The organism is Palleronia abyssalis, from assembly GCF_900302445.1.
GTDB classification, from domain to species: Bacteria; Pseudomonadota; Alphaproteobacteria; order Rhodobacterales; family Rhodobacteraceae; genus Palleronia; species Palleronia abyssalis.
Map to the genome: position 1 here is coordinate 267,667 of NZ_ONZF01000004.1, position 17,908 is coordinate 285,574.

A 17,908-nucleotide genomic window follows, 5' to 3' on the forward strand; every position below is an offset into this window, starting at 1 on the left:
TGTCACTCTCCGTTCAGGGCGTCGCCGACATCGCGGCGCAGGTCTGCGATCCCGCTGTCGGCATGGCGTGTGGGGTGGACGCGGTTGGTCAGCAGGGTCCAGGCGCGGCCGGCGTCGAAGTCGACCCAAAGACCGGTACCCGTAAACCCGGTATGGCCAATGGTCGCGGGCGAACACGCCATGCCCCCGGACCAACCGGCATGGCGGCGTTCCCACCCGTGGGTCCGCGTGTCAGACAGGGGCTGCGCGATCTCGGTCGGGCCGCGGGCCAGCACCATCTGCGCGAAGTCGAGGACCGCCGTCCCCGTTCCGAACAGACCGGCATGCCCCGACCCTTTCAGCGCATGGCAATTCTCGTCATGCACCTCTCCCCGGATCAGACGCCCCCGCCATGAGCAGACCTCGGTCGGGGCGCAGGTTTCCGGGTCGGGATGGAACGTGAAACCGGGACCGGGGTCCACGTCTTGGATGCCCCGCCCTTCGATCCGTTCCAGCGCGATACCCAGAAGAATGAAGTTGATGTCCGAGTAGACCGGTGTCGCCAGATGGCGCCATTCGCGCTGAAGGACAAAGGCGCGCAGCGTCGCCGGGTCGCTACCGTAGGTATAGATCGGCTCGACCGCCGGGAAGGGCGTCTGGTGGCCCAGACATTGCCGGACAGTGACCTGCCGTTCCCAGGCCGCAAGGTCGTATTGGCGCAGATCAGGGATCACGTCGGTCAGCGGGGCGTCGAGGGCCATGCGACCGGCCCGAACGTGGCCGAGAATGCGTTCGGTCGTGAAGATCACCTTGGTCAGGGAGGCGAGGTCGAAGACGGTCTCCTCCCTCATCGGCTCGGGCGCGGGGATGCGCGCGGCCTGACCCTGTGCGACCAAGGTCCGGTCGTCCCCGTCGATCACTCCAAGAACGGCGCCGGGGATGCGGCCCGCGTCTATGGCCGCGTCGATCAAGGACAGGGCGCGGTCGATCTTCATGACAATGGCTCCTTGGCGACCCGGTGGTCGGGGCCGACCTCCTGCCACGTCTGGTCCGGCGGGACAAATCCCACGGGGCGCAGAAGCGACGGCACCTCTTCGGTGTCCAGCGTGTAGTCGATCCGTCGGCGATCGATCGAGGGAATCGCCGAGATGAGCTTCTGCGTATAGGGATGGCGCGGAGACGACAGGACATCGCGTGCCGCGCCAACCTCTACAATGCGTCCGGCATATAGCACCGCGATCCGGTGCGCGATCCGTTCCACCACGGCCATGTCGTGCGAGACGAACAGATAGGCCAGCCCGAACTCTCGCTGAAGATCGACCAGCAAATCCAGCACCTTCGCCTGAACCGAGACGTCCAGCGCCGACACGGCCTCGTCCAGCACCAGAACCTTCGGGTTCAGCATCAGGGCGCGGGCGATGCACAGGCGCTGACGCTGGCCGCCGGAAAATTCGTGCGGGAACCGATCCAGATCGTCGGGCAGATCCACCCGCCCCAGCAGCGTGCGCATTCGCTCTAGCACATCGGCATCCACATTCTGTCCGGCGGCGATCACAGGTTCGGCCAGAAGCCCGCGCACCGTCATCCGGGGGTTGAGGGACGCGTTCGGGTTTTGGAACACCATCTGGACGGCAGCCGTGCCCCCCGTCTCGATCCTCCCGGCCGAGGGGCGCACGAGGTCGAGGATCGCCCGCGCCGTGGTCGACTTGCCCGAGCCGCTTTCGCCGACGATCCCCAGCGTCTCTCCGGGGACCAGGTCGAAGGACACGCCATCGACGGCGTGAACCACCCCGCGGGTCTTGCGAAGGAACCCACCCCCTACGGGGAACCGCACGCTGAGGCCGCGGACATCCAGCGCGGGGACCTGCCCCGTGCGCGCGCCGTCGGTCCGCGCAGCCTGCCCGGCCCGGAAATGGGGCACCGCACCCAGCAGGTGGCGGGTATAGTCATGAGCGGGCCGGTCCAGCACCTGGTCGGCCGCGCCGTTTTCCACCGCCTCACCACCCCGCATCACCATGATCCGATCCGCCAGACCCGCCACGAGGCCAATATCGTGCGTGATGAAGATCAGGCCGGTCCCGGTGTCGCGCTTCAGCTCGGCCAGAAGTCCCATGATCTGCGCCTGTATCGTGACGTCAAGCGCGGTCGTCGGCTCGTCCGCTATCAGAAGTCGCGGCTCGCCCGCCAGTGCGATGGCGATCATCACCCGTTGCAGCATCCCGCCCGACATCTGGTGCGGGGCTTGGTCCAGCCGGCGCGCGGCGTCCGGGATGCGCACGCGGTCCAGCGCCCGGATCGACGCGTCCCGCACGGCCCGTCCCGACAGGCCATGCTGCTTGCGGAACACCTCTCCGATCTGCGTGCCGACCTTCAGAACCGGGTTGAGCGAGGTCATCGGCTCTTGGAAGATCATCCCGATTTCGCGACCGCGCAGGCGCTGCATCTGCCCCTCGGACGCGGTGGCAAGGTCGATCTTCCTGTCGAACGTCGCCCGCCCGCCCAGGATCCGCCCGCCGCCGAAATCGATCAGCCGATTGATCGCCATTGCGGTGACGGACTTGCCGGACCCGCTTTCGCCGACGATGGCCAGCGTCTCTCCGGCGGTGACGTCGAAATCGACGCCATGCACGACCTCGGTCTCGTGCCCTTCCCGCCCGAATCCTACGCGCAGGTCCCTGACCGACAGAAGCGTCATGCCAGCGCCCTTCTGGTCCGCGGATCGAACACGTCGCGCAGGGCGTCGCCCAGCAGATTGAAGCCCAGAACCGACAGCATGATGACAAGGGCGGGGAAGATCAGCATCCAGGGCGCCGTCTCCATCAGGTTGCGGCTGTCCGACAGCATCAGGCCAAGCGACGGGCTAGGCGGCTGCGTGCCGAGGCCCAGAAAGCTCAGCGCCGCCTCGGTCAGAAGGGCCCAGGCCAGCGCCAGGGTGATCTGCACGGTCAGGGGCGCGACGAGGTTCGTCAGAAGGTGGCGGATCAGGATGTAGCGGCGCGAACTGCCGAACGTGCGTGCCGCGTCCACGAAACTGCGGGTCTTCAGCGACAGCGCGGGGCCGCGCACAACGCGCGTGAAGATCGGCGTGTAGACGATGGCGATCGCCACGACCGAGGTGACGAGGCCCGGCCCCAGGATCGCGACGATCAACAGCGCCAGCAGAATGGCCGGAAACGCCAGCAGCACGTCCATCGCCCGCATCACGGCCCCGTCCCACAGCTTGCCGAACCACGCCGCGGTCAGGCCCAGAACCGTTCCGGCCCCCGCCGCAAGACCGACGGACAGAAGCGCCACCGCGAAGGACTGGCCGATCCCCACCATCAACCGGCTGAGGATGTCGCGGCCGAACAGATCGGTCCCCATCCAGTAGGTCGCACCGGGGCCTTGCAACCGCGCCAGCCGGTCCTGCGCCAGCGGATCGTGGGGCGTCAGGCCCAGCAGACCCAGCACGGCGGCGACGGCGAAAACCGCGATGACGACCACCCCGATCTGGCCGGACGTATGCCGCAGAAGCGCACGCAGGACCGCCATCAGCTTGCCCCGTACCGGATGCGGGGATCCAGCGCGGCATAGGCCAAGTCGACGAGCAGGTTCACCAGAAGAAAGTTGAACGCGATGAACAGGACGACCCCCTGAACGAGCGCGTAATCACGTTGCAGGATCGCATCCAGAACCACGCGCCCCAGCCCCGGCAGGGCGAAGATCTGCTCGACGATCACCGCGCCGCCCAACAGGTACCCGAACTCGACTCCGCTGAGCGTGATCACCGGGATCAGGGCGTTCGGCAGGGCGTGACGCCAGATGACATAGCGTTGAGAAAACCCCTTCGACCGGGCGGTGCGCACGTAGTCCTCGCCAAGGATATCCAGCATCGCCGCGCGCGAGATCCGCGTGACAGCCGCAGCGAAGGCGGTCCCTAAGGCAATTGCGGGCAGGATCATCTGCGCAAGGTTGCCCAGAGGATCCTCAGTCAGGGGAACGAACCGGCCCATGGTCGGCAAGATCCCGAAGACCACCGACAGGATATAGATCGCAAGAAGCGCCAGCACGAAGTTCGGGGTGGACTGCCCGATCATGGCGAAGACCCGCACGATCAGATCCGAAGGACGCTCGACCCGCGTGGCCGCGAATACGCCCGCGGGCAAGCCGATCATCAGGGCGATCACCATGGACAGAAGCGCAAGCTCCAGCGTCAGGGGAAAGCGGTCGATTATGATCCGCGACACCGGCTGTCCGTAGGTCACCGAAAGCCCCAGATCGCCCTGAAGCAGACCGGTCAGCCAGCGCCAGTATTGCACCGCCCAGTTCTGATCCAGCCCGAAATACGCCGTCAGCGACTCGCGCTGTGCGGGCGTCAGAAGGCCGGATTCGGTGCCCAGCATCGCCGTGATGGCGTCGCCGGGCACCAACCTGATCGCCACGAAAACGAAGACCGAGACGCCGAGCATCACGACGGGAAACATTAGCAATCGGCGCAGGACGTAGCTCATGCGGTTCCCTCGGGCGCCCCGGTCAGGATCACTCGGACAGCGTCACGTCGACCAGGCCGAACAGCGATCCGGTCGGCGTCGCCTCGAACCCATCCACGCCCTCGCGCTGCGCGGTGTAGGTATAGCCGGTGTAAAGCCAGACCCAAGGCGCCATCTCGGCCAGATGACGCTCGAACTCTGCGAAGATCTCCTTGCGGACAGCCTCGTCCGTCTCGACCCGGCCTTCCTGCATCAGATTGTCCAGCGTGTCGTCGATGTAGTTCGCGACGCCTTGCAGGTTCCCGTCTTCGGTCCAGTAGCGGTTGTACATCGTGTAGGGGTCCGCACGCCCGCCGTTCAGCGCGACGGCCATGTCGAAATCGCCGGCCAGCCAGCTGTCGATATAGACGTTCATCTCCTGCATCTCGATGGTCAGGTCGATCCCGACCTCGGCCAATTGCGACTGGATCAGCTGCGCCTCGGCCGCGGCGGTGGGCGGCTCTCCGTTGGCGGCCATGATCGTGGCGGAAAAGCCGTCCTCGTACCCGGCCTCGGCCAGAAGTTCGCGTGCCCGGTCCTGATCCTGCTCGTAACAGAACAGGGTCGAAGGATCGTTGCGATAGGCGGGCGAGGTCAGGGGGCCGGTGACTTCACCTTCGCCCAAAAGCGCCGCGTCGAGGATATCCTGCCGGTCGAGCGCGCAAGAGATCGCCTGACGCACCGCAAGCTCGCCCATCGGGTCGCGCGAGGCATTCAGTTGCAGGACATGGTAGCTGAGCGTCGGGGCGGTGTTCAGCTGAAGGCTGTCCTCGCGCGGGACCAGCGTTGCCACCAGGGGATCGCTGAGAAGTGCGAAATCCGCTTGCCCGGCGCGCAAGCTGGCCAGGATCGCGGTCTCGTCGGGCAGGACGCTGACCTCGATCCCGTCATAGGCAATGTCGCCGCCATGCCATCCGTCGAAAGCCGTCAGGCTGGCATTCGCGTTGGGCGTGCGCGCGTCCAGCGTGAAGGGACCCGATCCCATGACCTCGGTCCCGACGGTCCCGGCCTCGATGGCGGACGCGGGAACGATGGCCGCGTTGATCGACGCCATGCCGTTCAGGATCGGCACGTTCGGACCATCCAGCTGGAAGACCACGGTCTGGTCGTCCGGCGTCTCGATCGCGGTGATCGAGGTATAGTTGGCGCGCGCCGACGCGCCCGTCGCCTCATCGAGGATCCGCTCGAACGAGGCTTTGACATCCGCCGCCGTGACGGGGCTGCCGTCATGGAAGGTCGCGTCGGGGTCCAGGTTGAACGTCAGGGTGGTGGCGTCTTCGGAAAACTCCCAGCTTTCGGCGACGGCGGGCTGGATTTCCAAGTTCGGGCCAAGGCGCACCAACGGCTCGTAAAGAAGCTCCAGAAGGCGGATCGACGCGAAGGCCGTCTGGGTGTGGGGGTCGAGGCCCGTCGCATCCTGCGACCAGGCGACGTTCAGCGTCTGGGCAGCAGCAGGCGCCGCGATCCCGGCCGCAAGACCGAGGGCGAGGGCCGAAGCAAGAGGTCTTGAGAATGTCATGTAATGTCTCCCTTGAGGTTCATGCGGGGTTGGCCCCCGCTTTCTCTATCGCGCGCCGCAGGACTCCGCCTTCCGCGTCAATCGCTGAACGCGCCGCGTCTGCGTCAAGGCCCGTCATTTCCATCAGGATCGCCAGCTTCACCGACCCGCCGGCCGCGTCGAGCGTGGCCCGCGCCGCGTCCTCGGAACAACCGGTCACGTCCATGATGATGCCGACGGCTCGTTCGGCCAGCTTGCGGTTCGACACCGCGACTTCGACCATCAAGTTGCCATAGGTCTTGCCGATGCGGATCATGCTGGCGGTACTGAGCATGTTCAGGACCATCTTCTGCGCCGTCCCCGATTTCAGCCGGGTCGAGCCGGTGACGACCTCGGGGCCGACGACGGGGGAAATGGCGATGTGGGCCATTTGCGCGATGACAGAGTCAGGGTTGCATGACAACGCGACCGTCGCCGCGCCGACGCCGCGCGCATGTCTCAGGGCGCCGACGACATAGGGGGTCTTGCCGCTGACGGCGATCCCGACGACGACGTCCCGGTCTTTCAGGTCGATCCCCTCGAGGTCCCGGGCGCCCTGCCCTTCGTCATCCTCGGCGTTTTCGATGGAATTGCGAAGCGCGACGTCGCCCCCGGCGATCAGGCCGATCACCATGCCCGGAGGCACTGAAAACGTGGGCGGGCATTCCGAGGCATCAAGGACACCCAGCCGTCCGCTGGTCCCCGCCCCGATATAGATCAGCCGCCCGCCATCCGCGAACGCCGCCGCGATGCGGTCCACGGCCCGCGCGATGTTCGGCAGTTCGGCCCGGACGGCGTCGGCGACGCCGGCATCCTCGGCATTCATCAGGCCGACGATGTCTTCAGTGGGCAGGCGGTCGACCTCTGTCGTGCGGGGGTTCCGCCCCTCGGACACGAGGGCGCGAAGATCGCTTTGCGTGGCGGCGGACATGCCGATCCTCCGGTGAGTCGCATCAGGCTTTGGAATAAACTATTCCCTCTGAGGGTATTGGTTGCAATAGTCCATTCCATCGAATGTCGTTCCAGGGGGCGCCATGACCGTTCTTGCGAAGATCGAAGCGCATCTTGAAAGTCTGACCGAGGGCGAGAGAGAGATCGCGCGCGTCATCCTAGACGATCCCGAAGGCATCTTGCGCAAATCCTCGGGGGATCTGGCCAACGCCGCCGGTCGCAGCCAGTCGAGCGTGGTGAAATTTTGCCAGAAGCTTGGCTTTGCCGGGTTCCAAGACCTGAAGATGGAAATCAGCCAAGTCATCGCGATGCGCCGGGTCGGTGGATCGGACGAGGTGGTACACGGCACGATCGAAGCGCATGACAACTTGGCGCTGACCCTGCAAAAGCTGCTGGGCAGCAAAATCCACGCCATGCGCGAAACCCTTGCCGCCAACTCTGCGTCCGATCTGGACGCGGCCCGTGGCGCGATATCGAACGCACGACGGGTGCAGCTTGTGGGCGTAGGCGCGTCGTCCCTGGTCGCGCGGGATTTCGGGTACAAGCTGCAAAAGCTGGGGCGCGTGACCAGCTTCGATGCCGACAGCCACATCCAGATGGCGAATGCCGCCAGCCTTGGCCCCGGCGACCTGACGGTCGCGCTGTCGCAATCGGGGCGAAGTCTTGAGACGCTGCGCATTTCCCAGGCGGCCCACCAGCGGGGGGCGACGATCCTGTCCGTGACCGGCCTGCACCCCAACCCCTTGGCCGAACTTGCCGGAATCGCCCTGTTCACCGTTGCCGACGAGGAGCGTGTGCGGTCCGCAGCCATCACGTCGCGCGATGCGCAGCTTGCCCTGATGGACCTGCTGTTCCTGCGCATCGTGCAATCGCAGGAGGACGCGGCAGACCTGATCCAGGGGGCGGCCGAAGCGGTCGCGCCCCTGAAGCTCTAGGCGATCAGGCTGTGGCGTTCGCGATGCTCGAACGCCGCGCCGTCTTTGGCAAACAGATGCAGCGCCTCGGGCGGGAACCGCAATCCGATCCGCTCGCCCGATTTCTGCGCCGCGCTGCCGTCCGCCTTGACCACGAAAGGATCATCGGCGCCAAGGTCGACATGCAGATATGTCTCACCGCCCAGACGCTCGGCCACCATGACCTCGCCGGTGATCGTGCCCTGGTCCGGCGGGACGATGCCCACATGCTCGGGCCGGATGCCCAGGGTCAGGTCGCTGACATCCGGGCTTCCCTTCACCGGAACGTCGATCGGGTCCGAACCGGGCACGGTCACCCTCCCCGATCCACCTTCAGACCGCGCGGGCAGGAAGTTCATCTTGGGCGACCCGATGAAGCCGGCGACGAACTGGTTCTGCGGGTGGTGATACAGTTCCAGAGGAGTGCCTACCTGCTCGATCCGGCCGTCACGCAGGACGACGATGCGATCGGCCAAAGTCATGGCCTCGACCTGGTCGTGGGTGACGTAGACCATCGTGGTCTTCAGCTGCTGGTGCAGGCGCAGGATCTCGACCCGCATTTGTACGCGCAAGGCCGCGTCAAGGTTCGACAGCGGCTCATCGAAGAGGAAGATCGCCGGATCGCGCACAATGGCCCGACCGATGGCGACGCGCTGGCGCTGGCCGCCCGAAAGCTCCTTGGGGCGGCGTTTCAGCAGGGGTTCGAGGCCGAGGATATCGGCGGCCTTGCGCACCCGCTCGTCGATCACCTTCTTGTCCTCGCCCGCGTGGCGCAGGGCGAATGCCATGTTCCCGTAGACGTCCTTGTGCGGGTAAAGCGCGTAGGACTGGAACACCATTGCGATGCCCCGGTCCGACGGCGCGATCTCGTTCATGCGCTCGTCACCGATGATCACGTCACCGCCGCTGACCTCTTCCAGCCCAGCGATCATGCGCAGAAGCGTGGATTTTCCGCAGCCCGAGGGGCCGACGAAGACGACGAACTCGCCGTCCTTCACCTCAAGATCGACGCCGTGGATCACCTCGGTCTTGCCGAAGCGCTTGCGAACGTCGTTCAGGACCAGTTGGGCCATGGTTGTTATCCTTTTACCGCGCCGGCCGTGATCCCCGAGATGAGCTGGCGCGAGAAGATTGCATACAGCACCAGAACGGGAAGGATCGCGATGGAGAGCGAGGCGAGGACCGCGCTCCAGTTGACGGTGTATTGTCCGATGAATTGCTGCACGCCCAACGTGACGGTCTTGGTCGCATCCGACGACGCCAGGATCAGCGGGAACCACAGGTCGTTCCAGATCGGGATCATGGAGAAAACCGCGACGGTCGCCAGAACCGGACGGATCAGCGGCACCACGACCTCGAAGAAGATGCGGTACTCCGACAGCCCGTCCACGCGGGCGCAGTCCTTGATGTCGCGCGACAGGGTCCGCATGAACTCGGTCAGGATGAAGACCGCGATCGGCAGACCTTGCGCGGTGTAGACGAGGATCAGAGAGATCAGCGTGTTCACGAGGTTCAGGTCCACCATCAGTTGCAGGATGGCGACCGTGCCCAGCCGGATCGGCACCATGATCCCCAGGATCATGTAGATGCTCAGCAGCGCGTTCAGCTTGAAGCGGTATTCCGACAGCGCGTGCGCCGCCATTGCGCCCAGAAGCAGGATCAGGAACAGGGAGACGACGGTCACAATCAGCGAGTTGCCGTAATACAGCAGGAAATTGCCCTCCGTCAGGACGGTGGCGTAGCCCTCGGCGCTGAAGGTCTCGGGGCCAGGCAGGGCAAGCGGTTCGGTGAAGATGCCCCGCCGGTTCTTGAACGAGTTCATCACCACGATCAGCACCGGGAAGATCGCGATCAGCGTGTATCCCAGAAGGACGGCATGAACGCCCGCGGCGGTACCGATCCGGCCCATTCGGCCACGTCTTGCGCGGGTTGTGTCGACGGTGCTCATCGCTGGTGCCTCACATCTCGTAGCGGGTCAGGCGGCGCTGCACGCCGACGAGGTAGATCGTCACGCCGATCAGGATGATGAAGAACATCATGCTTGCCACGGTGGCGCCCATGTAGATGTCGCCGATCTGGGTCTGCTGTCCGAAGAAGGTCCGGAACATCAGCGTACCCATGATGTCGGTGGAATAATCGGGCGGCCCCAGAACCCCCTGGATCGAATAGATCAGGTCGAAGGCCGAGGTGAAGTTGCCGATATAGGTCAGGATCGCCACGATCCCCAGCGTCGGCAGGATCAGCGGCAGCTTGACCTTCCAGAAGATCGCCCACCCTGACAGGCCGTCCACCCGCGCGGCGTCCAGAAGCTCGTCCGGGACCGACAGGAGGGCCGCGTAGATCAGCATCATCGGGATGCCGACATATTGCCAGACCGAGATCAGCGAGACCGCCGTCAGCGCCGAGCTTTCAAGCCCCAGCCAGGGCGCATAGAGCCAGCCCAGCCCCACGCCTGACATCAGTCCTTCAGCCACGCCCCAGAGCGGTGACAGGATCAGCTCCCACACGAAACCGACGATGACGACCGACAGAAGCGTCGGCACGAAGATCAGCGTGCGATAGGTGCCGCCGAACCGGGGCGCCAGCGACAGAAGCGCGGCCAGTAGCAGGCCCAACGGGTTCTGCACGATCATGTGGATGAAAAACAGGATCAGGTTGTTCCAGAGCGCGTTCCAGAACCGCACGGCCCAGTTCGCGTCGAACAGAAGACGGTCGTAGTTGCCCAAACCGATCCAGACCGAACTGCCGTCGGACTGCCCGTCGAACAGGCTGAGGCGCAGGCTTTCGATCAATGGATAGATCGAGAAGATCGAATAGATCAGCACGGCCGGCGCGAGGAACACGACGATATGCGAAATGCCACCGGTCTTGCGGCGCCGGCGCTTGGTCTTGCTGTGCCCGCTCGCCTCGGAAACGATCTCGGTCATGGACAAACCTTCGGATACGGGGATGCGCCCGCCCGGTCAGGGGCGGGCGCGATCCGGGATCAGTCCTGCTGCGGCTCGTACCAGGACGAAAGGCCCTGCTGCAGATCCGCCGTGGCCTCTTCGGGCGTCATCGAATCGTTCAGCACGTTGGCGCTGTTCACCCACATGGTGTTCCAGGTGTTCGGCTCGCCACGGGACAGGATCTGGCTGGCGACGCGGACGGTCGACTCGCACTCTTCCCGGAACGAGATGAATTCCTGCGCCAGCGGGTTGTCGACCTCGAACTCGGCATTCGACAGCGAGAAGAAGCCCGGCAGAGCGTTTGTATAAAGCTCGGCGAATTCGGCGCTTGCCACCCATTCCAGGAAGGCGCGCGCCGCTTCGGGGTGATCGGTGTTTGCGTTCATCCCGATGCCGATATCGGTGTGGTCCGAGATATAGCAGGTGTCGCCCTCGGCCGCGACGGGCGGCGGGAAGGCCCCCATCTCGAAGAACGCCTGATCGGTGAAGCCCGTGATCTCCCACGAGCCGGCGGGATAGATCGCGGCGCGGCCCAGCGTGAACAGGTTCTGGCTGTCCGAGTAGCTTTGCGCCTGATAGGCGGATCCCATGTAGTCGGTCCAGCGCGCCATCTGCTCGTAGGGGGCGACGAATTCCTCGTCGGTAAACGCGGCGTCGCCGTCGATCAGGGCCTGACGCCCTTCCTCGCCCTTCCAGTAGGTCGGGCCGATATTGGTATAGGCCATCGTGGCGGCTTCCCACTGGTCCGCGCTGCCCATGGCCAGCGGGATGTAGGTGCCGTCCTCTTGGATGGCCTCCAGAACTTCGAAGAATTCCTCGACCGTGCCGGGCTCTTCCAAGCCAAGTTCCTCGAAGGCGTCGGCGTTGTAGATGAAGCCGTGGATGACCGAGGCCATCGGCACGCAGAACGTGTTCTGGCCGTCATCGGTGGACCATGCCGCCTTGGCGAAGTCCGGGAAGTTCGACAGGCCCTCGAGGTCCGAGATATCGGCAAGCTGGCCGCGATCGTACAGCGGCAGCGATCCGTCGAAGGACCGGCAGGTGATCAGGTCGCCCGCGGTGCCGCCTTCCAACCGCGCGTTCAGGGCGGCGTTATATTCGGTCGGCGCGGTCGGCTGGAAATCCAGGTTGATGTCGGGGTGGCTTTCCTCGAAGGCGGGGATCAACGTGTCGTCCCAGATCGCCTGATCCTCGGACCGCCAGCTTTCGATGGTCAGCGTAACCTCCTGCGCCAGCGCGCCACCTGCGGCGAGGCAAAGCGCGGCGGTCGCCGTCGTTTTCATCATCATCTGCTTCATCTCGTACTCCCTGTTATGTTTGGCCTGGCCCTTCCGAAAATTCCGCATTCCGGGCGGAACAGACGGCCGGCGCGCGCCAGGGGCACGCCGAAGTTCAGTCGCGTTTCTGCCCAACCTGCCATATATCCCGTAGATCACGGCCTTTGACATTTGCGTTGGTCGAATCGTCAGCACGGTTGAGCATTGCGGATGACCAGACCATTATCAAGACCAATTTAAAGCCACAGCAATACCAATACGTCGTTTTGGTATTGCCCGGAAAAAGAGTTGCCTGATAGTATGGAGGCGCATCGCAACGCACGGACCATCATGCGCCAGATCGACATCATCGCCATCGACGGGGGCGGCACCGGAACGCGCCTGCGTGCCGTGGACGCAGATGGTGCCGTTCTGGCCGAGGTTGCCTCCGGCCCTTCCAGCCTGACGCTAGGGGTCGAGCAGGCTTGGCGCAATATAGCGAAAGGCCTGCACTCGATCGCGACGCAATCCGGTGCGTCGCAGATCGGCGCACGCCTTGTCTGCGGATTGGCAGGCGGCCGGTCGCCGGAACGTCAGGCGCGGTTTCGCGCCCTGGGCCGGGAGGTCTGCGATGATATCGTCATCGTCACGGATGGGTTCGCGTCTTTGCTGGGCGCGCACGAAGGGCGGCCGGGTGTGGTCCTGGCAGTCGGCACTGGCGTTGCAGCCTACGCACTGAGCCGGAAGGGCCACGTGTCAAGCGCCAGCGCCTGGGGCTTCGCGATCGGTGACGAGGGCAGCGGGGCCTGGATCGGGCGCCGCGCCGTTGCGGCGTACAGTCGACACATGGATGGCCGCTTTGCGCAAACCGCGCAATTGTTCGAGGCGTTGCGATCCAAGGTCGGCGACACCTTCAATTCGGTTCAGACGTGGCTTTCGGATGCGAACGCCACGAAGTTCGCCACGCTGGCCCCTGTCGTCATAGACTGCGCCGCCGCGGGGGACGACGTGGCCGCTGGCATCATGGAGGAGGCGACGCGCGAGCTTGAGATTGCCATCGAAGCCATCGACGATGGGGGCCCTCTGTCCCTTCTGGGGGGACTGGGGCCGGTTTTCGCCCCACGTCTGCCGGCGCGGCTGGCGGCGCGGGTAACACCACCCAAAGGGAATGCCCTGGATGGTCTGATCCTGATGGGCCGCCGCGGATGGCGCGACGAGGCGGTGCCTGTGTCCGAAGACGAGTTGCGCCATGGATGACGGCCCCAACGGCAGCCTGCCCCGCTATCGCGCGCTGGCCAACAGCATCGCCCGGCAAATCGAGGATGGCGCGCTATCGCCCGGAATCGCCCTGCCCCCGGAACGCGCCCTGGCCGAACAGCACGGCGTCAGCCGGGTGACCGTGCGGAAGGCCATGGAGCAACTGAGCAGCCGTGGCCTGATCGAACAGCGCCGCGGGGCCGGGACGTTCGTCGCCCGACGCGTCATGCAGCCGCTTTCGGTTCTGACGAGCTTTTCCGAGGATGTCGCCGCCCGTGGCATGGTGGCTGAATCCCGCCTCATTCAAAGCGGCGTCGGTCGCGCCAGCCCCGAGGAGGTCATCGGGTTGGCCCTCGCCCCCGGGCATCCGGTCACGCGCATCACCCGCCTGCGCTCGGCCGATGGGCAACCGTTGGCCCTCGAAGCCGCGACGGTGCTGAACGAAGCGCTGCCAGACCCGGAGCAGATCACGGGATCGCTTTACGCCGCTTTGGAAGCCAGGGGCATGCGCCCGGTGCGGGCGGTGCAGCGCCTGACGGCAATTGCCATAGATGCCTACGCGGCCAACCTGCTGGACGTACAGGCAGGATCGCCCGCGCTGCTGATCACCCGCATCGGGTATACCGCTGAGGATCGGGCGGTCGAGTTTACACGCTCGACCTTCCGCGGGGACAGGTGGGATTTCGTGACGGAGCTGACATGACCCGACAGATCGACGGCACGATCCTAACACCGCAGGGCTGGATCGACGGCCGCCTGACGTATGACACCCGGATCGCCGCGGTGCGTGGTGACCCGGTGCCGGAGCCCGCGCCACCCTACGTGCTGCCAGGTTTCGTCGATCTGCACGTTCACGGCGGGGGCGGCGCCGACATGATGGAGGGAACCGAGGCAATCCGCACGGCCGCGCGACTGCACGCGCGCCATGGCACCACCGCGTTCTGCCCGACATCGGTCACCGCGCCGACCGGCGATCTGGACGCGTTCCTGGATGCCGTGCGCGACGTCATGGAGGATCCGCCCGAAGACGGGGCACGCCCCCTGGGCGCGCATCTGGAAGGGCCGTTCGTCAATCCGGGCAAGCTGGGGGCGCAACCGCCCTTCGCTCGCCCCGCCGATGCCGGTCAGCTGAAGGCTTGGGCCGCGCGCGCGCGCATCCGCATCATGACACTAGCGCCGGAGATGGATCCCGACGATGCACTCCTTGACGCGCTTCAGGCTGCGGGAATCCGCGTGCAGCTGGGTCATTCCTTATGCGACTATGCCCGCGCCAAGGCGGCCTTGGCGCTGGGTGCCGGCATCACACACCTTTACAACGCGATGAGCGTAATGGCCCATCGCGACAACGGCCTGTGCGGGGCCGCCTTCGCCCATGCCGACTTTGCCGAGATCATCCCCGATCTGATCCATGTCGAGGCCGGCGCGATCCTCGCCGCCCGCCGGGCGATTCCCCACTTGTACGGCGTGACCGACGCCACAGGCGGCGCGGGGATGCCCGACGGCACGTATCGCCTGGGGTCCTACGAGGTCGAGAAGTTCGAGGGGGCGATGCGCCTGCCCGACGGCACGCTGGCCGGGTCGGCGCTGACGATGAACACGGCCTTGCGCAACCTCGTGTCCATCGGGCTTCCCCTGGACGAAGCCTCGCGGCGGCTGTCGACCTATCCCGCGGATTGGCTGGGCCTGCCCGATCTGGGCCGTCTCACGCCGGGCGCCGGCGCCGATCTGCTGGTTCTGGACGCCGATCTGTCGCTGACCCGCGTGGTCGTAGGCGGCCGCGACATTCCCGACCTGAGGTAAGACATGGAGATCGTTCCCTGCCCCGACCGCCAGCGCGCCGTCGCCCTGACCGCCCGCCTGATCGAGGCGCGGTTGAGGGCCAAGCCCAATTTGGTCCTGGGCCTCGCGACCGGCCGCACGATGGAAGAGGTCTATGCCCACCTTGTGGCCAGCGGCGTCTCTTTCGCGCATTGCACGACGTTCAACCTGGATGAATATGTCGGCCTGCCGCCCGATGATCCGAACTCTTATATCAGCTACATGCGGCATCACCTCTTCGATCACGTCGATATCGATCCCGCCCGCGCGAATTTGCCGGACGGAATGGCACCCGACCTGACCGCAGCCGGCGCGGCCTACGAAGCCCGGATCGCCGAGGCGGGCGGGATCGACCTTCAGCTTCTGGGGATCGGCGAGTCGGGGCATATCGGGTTCAACGAGCCACTTTCCGCGCTGCGCTCGCGCACGCGCGACAAGATCCTGACCCCGACAACCCGCGGCCAGAATGCCGGCATGTTCGGTGGTGACAGCAGCGCGGTTCCGAAACGCGCCCTGACCATGGGCGTGGGAACGATTCTCGACAGTCGCGAACTGGTGCTTCTGGCGTCAGGGGCGTCCAAGGCCAAAGTGGTCGCCCGCGCGGTCGAAGGGCCTCTGACCGCCCGGATCAGCGCCTCGGCCATTCAGATGCACACATGCTGCAAGGTCGTGGTGGACGCGGACGCAGCGGCTGAGCTGGAGGACATCGAGTATTACCGCTTCGTCAGCAAGAACGAGGAAAAATGGGACGGTTATCGCGATCTTCTGTAATCCCGGCCGCGCCGATCGAGATCGTGCACAGCGCCCCCGGCTCCGCGCCAAGCGACGATGCTTTCGGCCTGCTGTACCGCCCAGGCGTCCTGCACGCGTGGGTGATCGATGGCGCGACGTCCGTCTCAGCCCGTCCAAACAAGGTCCTGCCCCACCTGAGCGACGCGGGCTGGTTCGCCCGGGCGCTGTCCCGGGAACTGACGACGTGCTTGCGCCATGGCGAGTTGACCGATGGTGCGCTGGGCCGTGCCTTGTCCTACCTGCGGGACCGGTTCGTCGCCCGCGCGGGGCCCAATCTGGATCACCACGATTTTCCGGTCGCTGCGATGACCTATCTACGGGTCTCCCGCGACGGGGCGCGATACGTGGTTGACAGCCTTGAGTTTGCGGATTGCTTCCACCTGACTGTGCCTTCTGCCCGGACGCGCCCTTCACCCGCCTTTCCGCTTCCGCCCCCGTTGCCGAAGATCGGGTTGCCGGAAACCGGGCCGATGATCGAACGAATGCGCCAGCGGCGGGACGCCCAGGTCAGAGATCTGTCAAGCACGGCCGTGACCATCGACGCGGCAAGCGTCGTAAGGGGTCACCGAAGCCGGAGGTTGGTCGATATGGAGTCCGACATCATTCTGGGCAGTGACGGGTATGCGCGGGTCTGGACGGAATACGCCTTACAGACGCAGGCGGCCGCGATGGCCGACCTGACGCAATTCGGGGCGGCCCGGGGGCTTCACAAGCTTCGCACGTGGGAACGGGCCAATCTCGGGCATGGCCGATCTCCGAAGGCGGCAGACGATGTAACCGTCCTGCGATTTCGGTTGGGCGCCCCGACCGGGCGCGGGCACGTCGTCAGAAACCGCACCAGCATGATCTGGCGGGCGACGCCCATGGGCCACGTCGAAGCGCAGCACCTTCTCCCTGCGGACGACCTGCGGGCCTGAGCACGCCCCGGTAAAAGCCACCTATTCGACAGGCGGCGTGCCGTGAGTGTGAAACGTCTCGATCGTCTTCAAACCCCAGGCCTGGCCCTTCTTGCGCTCGGGCTCGGTCCATTTCACCGGCTTCCAGTCGGGGGCCAGGATCAGGCGGGCGCCGGCATTCGCCAGTTCCACGCGGTTGCCCGCAGGCTCCCACACATACAGGAAGAACGTGCCCTGAATGGCGTGCTTGTGGGGACCGGTTTCAATATGGACGCCGTTTTGCAGGAAGATGTCGGCAGCGCGCAAGATATCCTCGCGCTGGTCGGTGGCGTAGGTGACGTGGTGCAGACGCCCTTGCCCGCGCCCATGCTCTTCGGTGCAGGCGAGGTCATAGGTCTTGTTGTTGACCGTGAACCAGCAGCCGCCGATCCGCCCGTTGTCGAGTTGGATATACTCGGTCACGCGCGACCCCAGGCACGTTTCCATGAAGGTGCGGAAGGCGGTGATGTCGTCAGCCAGCAGGTTGACGTGGTCGATCCGGCGGGGCGGGGCACCGGTATAGGCCGACGCGGTGTTCTTGAGCGCGGGACGATCGGCCGTGTCCCCGGGGTCGTACCAGCAAGTGTCATAGTAGATTTCGAAGAGGTGGCCGAACCCGTCTTCGAAGCGGAAGGCCCGGCCGTGGCCGTCATCGCCGTCGACCCAGCCATGCGTCTTGTAGTCGGACGCCTCGATGGCGGCGACTCGCCGCTCCAGCGCCTCGGGGCTGGCGGCGCGATAGCCGATATGCCCGACGCCGGTCCGGTCCGACCGCGTCAGCTTCAGAGAGTGATATTCGTAATCGTCCCAAGCGCGTAGATAGGCGCTGTCGGCGTCCTGGCCCGAAAGTTTCAGCCCGTAGACCCGGGTGAAGAAATCGAGGCTTTCGTCGAAACGGTCCGTCAGCATCTCAACATGGCCGAGGTGAGCGATGTCATGGGTCACAGGATAGGTCCCTCCGGTCTGTATATTGC

17 protein-coding genes are annotated in these 17,908 nt (G+C 65.4%); 6 read left to right on the forward strand and 11 right to left on the reverse strand.

The window, feature by feature from the left end; translation table 11 throughout:
* Positions 1-2: 2 nt before the first annotated feature.
* The 6 genes from PAA8504_RS11550 to murQ are packed head-to-tail and all read right to left on the reverse strand — an operon-like array spanning position 3 to position 6,955.
* The gene (locus tag PAA8504_RS11550; protein ID WP_108894334.1) at positions 3-974 is read right to left on the reverse strand and encodes a serine hydrolase domain-containing protein; all 972 of its coding nucleotides are present in this window, start codon (positions 972-974) and stop codon (positions 3-5) included.
* Entirely contained in the window at positions 971-2,674 is a 1,704-nt protein-coding gene (locus PAA8504_RS11555; RefSeq protein WP_108894335.1) for an ABC transporter ATP-binding protein, read from the reverse strand. Before PAA8504_RS11555 ends, PAA8504_RS11550 begins: the two co-directional genes overlap by 4 nt.
* Positions 2,671-3,510: an ABC transporter permease gene (locus PAA8504_RS11560; protein ID WP_108894336.1), complete on the reverse strand. Its 840-nt coding sequence runs from the start codon at positions 3,508-3,510 to the stop codon at positions 2,671-2,673. Before PAA8504_RS11560 ends, PAA8504_RS11555 begins: the two co-directional genes overlap by 4 nt.
* Complete coding sequence (locus PAA8504_RS11565; RefSeq protein WP_108894337.1) at positions 3,510-4,469, reverse strand: ABC transporter permease; 960 nt, start codon at positions 4,467-4,469, stop codon at positions 3,510-3,512. The genes PAA8504_RS11560 and PAA8504_RS11565 overlap by 1 nt, the downstream gene beginning before the upstream one ends.
* Positions 4,470-4,497: 28 nt before the next feature.
* The gene (locus PAA8504_RS11570) at positions 4,498-6,006 is read right to left on the reverse strand and encodes an ABC transporter substrate-binding protein (RefSeq protein WP_108894338.1); all 1,509 of its coding nucleotides are present in this window, start codon (positions 6,004-6,006) and stop codon (positions 4,498-4,500) included.
* A 19-nt stretch (positions 6,007-6,025) separates the two neighbouring features.
* A complete protein-coding gene (murQ, locus tag PAA8504_RS11575) occupies positions 6,026-6,955 on the reverse strand; it encodes an N-acetylmuramic acid 6-phosphate etherase (RefSeq protein ID WP_108894339.1) in 930 nt (309 codons plus the stop codon).
* Between the two features lie 103 nt (positions 6,956-7,058).
* Between murQ and PAA8504_RS11580 the strand changes: the two genes are divergently transcribed.
* Positions 7,059-7,910: a MurR/RpiR family transcriptional regulator gene (locus PAA8504_RS11580; RefSeq protein WP_108894340.1), complete on the forward strand. Its 852-nt coding sequence runs from the start codon at positions 7,059-7,061 to the stop codon at positions 7,908-7,910.
* On the opposite strand, the gene PAA8504_RS11585 is transcribed toward PAA8504_RS11580, so the two are convergent.
* From PAA8504_RS11585 to PAA8504_RS11600, 4 genes are read right to left on the reverse strand one after another with little or no spacing between them, the layout of a single operon-like run.
* A complete protein-coding gene (locus PAA8504_RS11585) occupies positions 7,907-9,001 on the reverse strand; it encodes an ABC transporter ATP-binding protein (RefSeq protein ID WP_108894341.1) in 1,095 nt (364 codons plus the stop codon). The genes PAA8504_RS11580 and PAA8504_RS11585 overlap by 4 nt on opposite strands.
* Positions 9,002-9,006: 5 nt before the next feature.
* Complete coding sequence (locus tag PAA8504_RS11590; RefSeq protein ID WP_219928926.1) at positions 9,007-9,837, reverse strand: carbohydrate ABC transporter permease; 831 nt, start codon at positions 9,835-9,837, stop codon at positions 9,007-9,009.
* Between the two features lie 49 nt (positions 9,838-9,886).
* On the reverse strand, positions 9,887-10,855 hold the full coding sequence (locus PAA8504_RS11595) for a carbohydrate ABC transporter permease (RefSeq protein ID WP_108894343.1): 969 nt from the start codon (positions 10,853-10,855) through the stop codon (positions 9,887-9,889).
* A 59-nt stretch (positions 10,856-10,914) separates the two neighbouring features.
* A complete protein-coding gene (locus PAA8504_RS11600) occupies positions 10,915-12,174 on the reverse strand; it encodes an ABC transporter substrate-binding protein (protein WP_370739687.1) in 1,260 nt (419 codons plus the stop codon).
* Between the two features lie 267 nt (positions 12,175-12,441).
* Here PAA8504_RS11600 and PAA8504_RS11605 point away from each other — a divergent pair, with 267 nt between their 5' ends.
* Genes PAA8504_RS11605 through PAA8504_RS11625 form a run of 5 tightly spaced genes read left to right on the forward strand, consistent with a single transcriptional unit; the run spans position 12,442 to position 16,916 of the window.
* Entirely contained in the window at positions 12,442-13,389 is a 948-nt protein-coding gene (locus tag PAA8504_RS11605; RefSeq protein ID WP_146190485.1) for a glucosamine kinase nucleotide-binding domain-containing protein, read from the forward strand.
* A complete protein-coding gene (locus PAA8504_RS11610) occupies positions 13,382-14,092 on the forward strand; it encodes a GntR family transcriptional regulator (protein WP_108894345.1) in 711 nt (236 codons plus the stop codon). Before PAA8504_RS11605 ends, PAA8504_RS11610 begins: the two co-directional genes overlap by 8 nt.
* Entirely contained in the window at positions 14,089-15,189 is a 1,101-nt protein-coding gene (locus tag PAA8504_RS11615) for an N-acetylglucosamine-6-phosphate deacetylase (protein ID WP_108894346.1), read from the forward strand. Before PAA8504_RS11610 ends, PAA8504_RS11615 begins: the two co-directional genes overlap by 4 nt.
* Before the next feature lie 3 nt (positions 15,190-15,192).
* The gene (nagB, locus tag PAA8504_RS11620; protein ID WP_108894347.1) at positions 15,193-15,978 is read left to right on the forward strand and encodes a glucosamine-6-phosphate deaminase; all 786 of its coding nucleotides are present in this window, start codon (positions 15,193-15,195) and stop codon (positions 15,976-15,978) included.
* Positions 15,951-16,916, forward strand: coding sequence for a hypothetical protein (locus tag PAA8504_RS11625; RefSeq protein ID WP_108894348.1), 966 nt, complete (start codon positions 15,951-15,953; stop codon positions 16,914-16,916). Before nagB ends, PAA8504_RS11625 begins: the two co-directional genes overlap by 28 nt.
* A gap of 21 nt (positions 16,917-16,937) precedes the next feature.
* Here PAA8504_RS11625 and PAA8504_RS11630 read toward each other — a convergent pair whose 3' ends face one another.
* On the reverse strand, positions 16,938-17,879 hold the full coding sequence (locus PAA8504_RS11630; protein WP_245897594.1) for a VOC family protein: 942 nt from the start codon (positions 17,877-17,879) through the stop codon (positions 16,938-16,940).
* Positions 17,880-17,908: the final 29 nt, after the last annotated feature.

Bases quoted from the DNA above. Each gene is read 5' to 3' on its own strand.
- PAA8504_RS11550 (WP_108894334.1), bottom strand. From the start codon at position 974: ATGAAGATCGACCGCGCCCTGTCCTTGATCGACGCGGCCATAGACGCG.
- PAA8504_RS11555 (WP_108894335.1), bottom strand. From the start codon at position 2,674: ATGACGCTTCTGTCGGTCAGGGACCTGCGCGTAGGATTCGGGCGGGAA.
- PAA8504_RS11560 (WP_108894336.1), bottom strand. From the start codon at position 3,510: ATGGCGGTCCTGCGTGCGCTTCTGCGGCATACGTCCGGCCAGATCGGG.
- PAA8504_RS11565 (WP_108894337.1), bottom strand. From the start codon at position 4,469: ATGAGCTACGTCCTGCGCCGATTGCTAATGTTTCCCGTCGTGATGCTC.
- PAA8504_RS11570 (WP_108894338.1), bottom strand. From the start codon at position 6,006: ATGACATTCTCAAGACCTCTTGCTTCGGCCCTCGCCCTCGGTCTTGCG.
- murQ (WP_108894339.1), bottom strand. From the start codon at position 6,955: ATGTCCGCCGCCACGCAAAGCGATCTTCGCGCCCTCGTGTCCGAGGGG.
- PAA8504_RS11580 (WP_108894340.1), top strand. From the start codon at position 7,059: ATGACCGTTCTTGCGAAGATCGAAGCGCATCTTGAAAGTCTGACCGAG.
- PAA8504_RS11585 (WP_108894341.1), bottom strand. From the start codon at position 9,001: ATGGCCCAACTGGTCCTGAACGACGTTCGCAAGCGCTTCGGCAAGACC.
- PAA8504_RS11590 (WP_219928926.1), bottom strand. From the start codon at position 9,837: ATGGGCCGGATCGGTACCGCCGCGGGCGTTCATGCCGTCCTTCTGGGA.
- PAA8504_RS11595 (WP_108894343.1), bottom strand. From the start codon at position 10,855: ATGACCGAGATCGTTTCCGAGGCGAGCGGGCACAGCAAGACCAAGCGC.
- PAA8504_RS11600 (WP_370739687.1), bottom strand. From the start codon at position 12,174: ATGAAGCAGATGATGATGAAAACGACGGCGACCGCCGCGCTTTGCCTC.
- PAA8504_RS11610 (WP_108894345.1), top strand. From the start codon at position 13,382: ATGGATGACGGCCCCAACGGCAGCCTGCCCCGCTATCGCGCGCTGGCC.
- PAA8504_RS11615 (WP_108894346.1), top strand. From the start codon at position 14,089: ATGACCCGACAGATCGACGGCACGATCCTAACACCGCAGGGCTGGATC.
- nagB (WP_108894347.1), top strand. From the start codon at position 15,193: ATGGAGATCGTTCCCTGCCCCGACCGCCAGCGCGCCGTCGCCCTGACC.
- PAA8504_RS11625 (WP_108894348.1), top strand. From the start codon at position 15,951: ATGGGACGGTTATCGCGATCTTCTGTAATCCCGGCCGCGCCGATCGAG.